The sequence below is a fragment of the Microcoleus sp. OTE_8_concoct_300 genome, from assembly GCF_031383065.1.
Classification (GTDB): Bacteria; Cyanobacteriota; Cyanobacteriia; order Cyanobacteriales; family Microcoleaceae; genus Microcoleus.
The window spans coordinates 1-5548 of sequence record NZ_JANMZH010000150.1 but is presented as its reverse complement, the minus strand read 5'-3'; the positions used below and the strand labels follow the sequence as shown (position 1 = coordinate 5548).

Sequence of the window (5548 nt, the reverse complement as noted above, 5' to 3'; positions counted from 1 at the left end):
TGCAGGGGCCTATGGAATGGTAATTAGCGGTGCCGGGCCAACACTTTTAGCTTTAACTGATGTGACATCTGCCTCAGCGGTTGAGAAAGCGATGGCGGCTGCTTGGGGGGAATTTGAGGTGAAGGCTGATGTAAGGGCGATCGCGATCGATACCCAAGGAGCACAAGTCTCGACTTAGTTACTGGTAAGGTGTGTACCCTTTCGGGTAAACGCATCTTAAAAATTCGCCATCATCTAAAAATATTAAGACTACCTATGATTGACAGTCCATAAACCGCTGAAAAGCCTGTTTCATGGGATCTGTGTTACAAAAAGAACAGAAATATTCTAGGGGTAGCCAAGTTATGCCAGTCATCAACGGGCGTTATGCTCTATCGGATAACTCCCGCTCAGGGGGGATGGCTGATGTCTGTCAAGCAATCGATATGAAAGAGGGTTTACGGCAAGTTGCGGTAAAAGTCTTCAAACACGGGCAGATTGAAGCAGATATTATAGTCGAGTCTTTCAGACGTGAAACCCAAGCCCTGCAAGAGTTGAAGCACCCCGGAATTGTGGAACTTCTCGATTCTGGCAAGGATGAAACTACGGGTAATTATTTTCTCGTCTTGGAGTGGATGGACAAGGATTTGGCAACACTTCTGAAAGAATCTCCACCCGACGGTTGGGATTCATTTTGGAAAGCGGTAGCGTTGCCCGTGCTAGAGGCTTTGGCTTTTTCCCATAGTCGCAGCATAATACACCGGGATATCAAGCCTAGCAATATTTTAGTGGGGAGTGACGGTAAACTCAAACTCGCTGACTTTGGCATATCCAAGCTTAAGAGCTATTTGCAACCAAGCATTACTCTCAAAGATTTTGTATCGCGTACATTTACGCCGCCAGAACCCGACGATGGTTCCTATACCTACACCCGCGATGTTTTCAGTTTTGGTGTCTTGGTTTTGAAGTGCCTGACCAATATTGAACTCACAGATCATAATAGTATCGCCAGCGCACTGAAAGCGTTTAATGCACCACCTGAAATCCTTGAAGTAATCGAGCGAGCTGTTTCTCTCTATCCAGAAGAGCGTCAGCGCAATGCAGAGGTACTGCTAGCTGAACTTAATGCTATTCAAGGGAAAACAAAAACAAGGGAAATTAAGAAACGCCCTTGTTTCCTTGAGCTTACACCAAAGTGTTTGAACCGACTTCAGAGTGAACTTGAGATTTCTTCTGAAGTTGAGATCAAGAATCTTATCCTTGACGATCTCAATAATGAATCTGGTTGTGGGATTCGTCCCTATAAATTTAAGGACGATGCAGACGATCCATCTCGTGAAGATCACTACGAAATTTATGGTGTTTCCTATCGTTATCACATGAAGGTGGATCAAAACCGACGAAATCACCTAGTTATTTTCAATGCTTGGGCTACTTCCTACTCGCAACTGGAACAGCGTCGAGAGCCTGCTTCGATTCTCCCCTACGAGTTCAAACTTGGAACCCCACTGAACATATATGAAGCCGTAGAGGTGATTCAAGAGCTACAGGATACAGTTATAGAGCATGAAGCCAACTTAAAAGAACAAGAAGATGAAAAAGAAAAGCAACGGATATTTCGAGTTTGGTGGAATATTCTCAGGGCCAAGACAGATTGGGAGAAAAACCGAGAGAAACCAATTAAATATACAAGCGTTACTCGTGATGGAAACCGCGTTACCTTTGAATTATCAGAATTTCCAGAAGATGACCTAGCTGGACAACCGCGCCATGTGACCCGAACTGATGGATTTAGCATCTTGAGAGGAGATGTTGAGGAAGTCATCGGTGATAAATTGGTTCTTTATGTCAAATTTGGAGAACCAGACAGACTCCCACATTTGGGTGAGCTACGCTTTGATACCCGTGCGGCTGAAGTTGCCTTAAATCGACAAAAAACTGCCCTTGATGCCGTTCGATTTGACCGCGCAGTACGTTTAGACATTCGCCATTTACTCGTCAATCCCGAAGAAGTCCGTACTCCTAAACTAGAGGTGGATGTCCAGTTTGTTCAACCTCTCAATGAATCACAGCAGGAAGTTGTTAAAGCTGCACTCGCAACAGAAGATTTTCTAATTGTCGAAGGTCCACCAGGTACAGGAAAGACAACATTTATTACAGAAGTTGTTCTGCAAACTCTTAAAGCTAATCCTAATGCTCGAATTTTGCTCAGTTCACAAACTCATGTAGCACTAGATAACGCCCTAGAGCGAATTCAAGCTCAAAATCCTAACTTGAAGTTGGTGCGACTTGGAAACCATGAACGGGTATCAGATAATCTTCATTCGCTTTTACTAGAAGAACAGATGAACCAGTGGCGGGAGGAAGGGATCGCCAAGGGGCAAAAGTTTATTGCTGATTGGTCAGCACAGCGAGGTATCTCTCACAAGGATAGTGAAATGGCAACAATGTTTCAAGAGTTGGGAACTATAGCCGCCAAGATCGAAACCTTGAAAACAGAGATTGCTATTTGGAAACTGGACTTAGACGAAATTTTAGCTATCAATTACGACCCAGAAAACCCAGAATCAGTAGTAAAAGCTCACATACCCAAGGAGAGGTTAGAGGAAGTTCAAAGTATTGAAGCTGAAATTGTCAGTCTGCGTCAGCAGTCAAAAGAAGCGCGTGATGAGCAGAAGAAAACAGCCAAACGTCTGCAACAGTTAAGTAGAATTGATACAGAAGAACTTTTGGGCTTATCGTCGGAAGATATAAGTGGTTATATCAGCATACTAATTGAGAAAAACAATCCAGATGTAAAAATGCTTCAACAATTGCTGAGTATCCAGACGGAGTGGTTCGATCAGTTTGGTAGAAATGATAAATTCAATGCACCTTTGATTAAGCGATCGCAAGTAGTAGCCGGAACCTGTATCGGAATTCCTAGAGATATTCAAGACATAGAATTTGACCTGTGCATTGTTGATGAGGCTTCAAAAGCTACGGCGACAGAAGTATTAGTTCCAATGGCGCGATCCCACCGCTGGATACTGGTGGGCGACCCCAAACAACTCCCACCCTTCCGAGATGAAGCCAGCAGAGATTCTGATTTTCTGGACAAATACGAACTTACTCAGGAGGATATCCGAGAAACTTTATTCGATCGACTCCTCAGAACACTCCCAGATGGATGCCGCAAGATGTTAACAATTCAACATCGAATGGTAGCACCAATCGGTAATCTTGTCAGTGAATGCTTTTACGATTGTCAACTTCAAAGTTCCGGGCCTGATGTAGATAAAAATCTTACCAGGGTTTTACCGCAACCAGTTACTTGGCTGACAACAACAAAACTTCCTGACTTTCGCGAGCAATCTGTTAATTCTAGCTTTAACAATGCCTGTGAAGTTAAAGTCATTGTTCGGTTTCTCAAACAGCTAAATCAAATAGCATTACAATATGATCAAAAATACAGCGTGGCTGTTTTGACTGGGTATGCAGCACAGCTCAAAATACTTAATCGTAACCTTGACTCAGAAGTAAATAATTGGCAAGCATTAACAGTTGAGTGTAATACAGTGGATGCCTTCCAAGGACGCGAATCTGATATTGCAGTGTACTCTGTGACTCGTTCTAACAAAGAAGGTAAAGTGGGTTTTCTACGCGATGCAGAACGACTGAATGTGGCTTTATCCAGAGGTAAAGTTGGCTTAGTAATCGTCGGAGATCACCACTTTTGTAGAACCTCACACGACAATCCATTACACCGAGTTTTGGATTACGTTGAGCGTCACCCTGAAAATTGTGTCCTAATAGAGGCTAAATTATGAGTTCAGAAGAATCAGCTTCTCTTACTCCAGAAGAACTACGTCGCTACGACAATCGTACAGGCTTTGACCTGGTTAGTTGTAGAGAAGTCGGTTTGCCTGTTTATAAAATCACGGTTCAAGTTCTAACCCAACTCCGTAAACCGATTCCCCCGATAGAAGAATATGTTTTGAAAGCTATTAACGTTGGTCTATCCTCTGAAGAGGATATTGGTGGGTTTCTCGGTCTCGAACCGCCTATCATCAGGGATGCCATGATCAATTTAAGGATGAGTGAGGATATTGACCTCATAGCCCCTCATGACTCTCTGATGCAAGTTTGGAAGTTGACCAAAAAAGGTGAAGGAACGCTCCGTGATGCCAAAATTATTGTTCCAGAGGAGCGAACATTTGATATCAACTTTGATGGACTCCTACGGCATCCTCGCTGGTACGGGCAATTGGAGTCACGTTTGCTCAAGCCAAAAGACTTGCGCGACAAGGATATTATAGAAATTGAACCCTCTCCGAAAAAGCCACCAGAATTGTCCGACCTCAAACTCAAAGATGTGGAGGTAATTATTCGTCAGATTGAGGGGGCAAGCAAAGCCAAAGTCAAGCAAGAGCGAGACCTGCTAGCCTTGAAAGCTATTGAGCGCAGGCAGAGGTTTTTTCAACCTGCCTTAATACTAATCTATAAGGCAAAGGACAGTGATGATGTTCAGGTTGCCTTTGCTATCGATGCTGTCCTTTCTAATGAACATGAAGCTGCATTTGCTCGTGCTAAGGGGGTCAAAAAACTTCGTTTACTAGAGGCATTGAGGGAAAGCGCACCCCAAAAGTTAGCGGCAGAAGTTTTAGGGCATGAATTTGTTGCTCAAGCTCCTTTACAACAAGTTGAGGCTCTTAAAGAAGAAGTTTCTGCTGCTCAAGCTCAGATAGAAGCACAAATAGAAATAACTCGAAACACTCTAGAACGAACTGAAGATAAGGAAGAAAAACTCATTCTTGAGCAACAACTTCAAGAGGCACAACAACAAATAGAGAAACTCCAAGTCAAACTAGATTCTCTCTTAGCGGCGGTTCCTATGCGTTGGCTAGAGATGTACGAACACCGCCCACTCCTAGAACAGGCTCTTCAAGATAGCCAAGAACGTTTGATGATTATCTCTCCTTGGATTCGGGCAAGTTCTGTGGATAAACGGTTTATTCAACAATTTGAAAATCTTCTCAAACGGGGAGTACAAGTTTTCATTGGGTACGGTTTGGGAGAGAACGATGATAAAAAGTACCAATCTGATATCCAGGCGGAGAAGAATATTCAAAAATTAGCGAGTCAGTACAAAGATAACTTCCGGCTCAAGCGCCTTGGAGATACCCATGCAAAAATCCTCATCTCTGATGTGAAATTTGCTGTAACAACAAGTTTCAACTGGCTTTCCTTCAAGGGCGATCGCGATCGCACTTTCCGGGATGAGCGGGGGACGCTGGTATCTGACCTCCAGAAAATCGATGAACTGTTCGATAGCTATAGGTCGCGATTTAAAGATTGAATGGTATCGCTTCCACATAGTTAAAACCTTCTTCCCTCGGACGGACTCTGGGCTTAATTAAAAAATTGAGTGATTTTTAATACAATTGCGGACTCAACACTCGATCGAACTCCTCAATTTTCGATGTGGATCTAAAATTCACCTAAAGTTCCACCCCCGATCGCAAAACCCTTCCTAAGATAGAAGTTAGGGGACGATCGACCTAACAGCCGATTCAGGAGCAAGTGTGAA

General features: G+C 43.4%; 2 protein-coding genes and 1 pseudogene. All 3 read left to right on the top strand.

Annotated elements, in window-relative coordinates; translation table 11 throughout:
* A pseudogene (locus tag ACUVJL_RS07435) lies at positions 1–178 on the top strand (homoserine kinase); the annotation flags it as partial.
* Positions 179–293: 115 nt separating this feature from the next.
* On the top strand, positions 294–3788 hold the full coding sequence (locus ACUVJL_RS07430) for an AAA domain-containing protein (protein ID WP_445245268.1): 3495 nt from the start codon (positions 294–296) through the stop codon (positions 3786–3788).
* Positions 3785–5317 carry a phospholipase D-like domain-containing protein gene (locus tag ACUVJL_RS07425; RefSeq protein WP_445245267.1) on the top strand — a complete coding sequence of 511 codons (1533 nt, stop codon included), beginning with the start codon at positions 3785–3787 and terminating at the stop codon, positions 5315–5317. Before ACUVJL_RS07430 ends, ACUVJL_RS07425 begins: the two co-directional genes overlap by 4 nt.
* Positions 5318–5548 lie beyond the last annotated feature (231 nt).

Excerpts from the sequence above, each read along its gene's own strand:
- ACUVJL_RS07430 (WP_445245268.1), top strand. The coding sequence starts at position 294 with ATGGGATCTGTGTTACAAAAAGAACAGAAATATTCTAGGGGTAGCCAA.
- ACUVJL_RS07425 (WP_445245267.1), top strand. The coding sequence starts at position 3,785 with ATGAGTTCAGAAGAATCAGCTTCTCTTACTCCAGAAGAACTACGTCGC.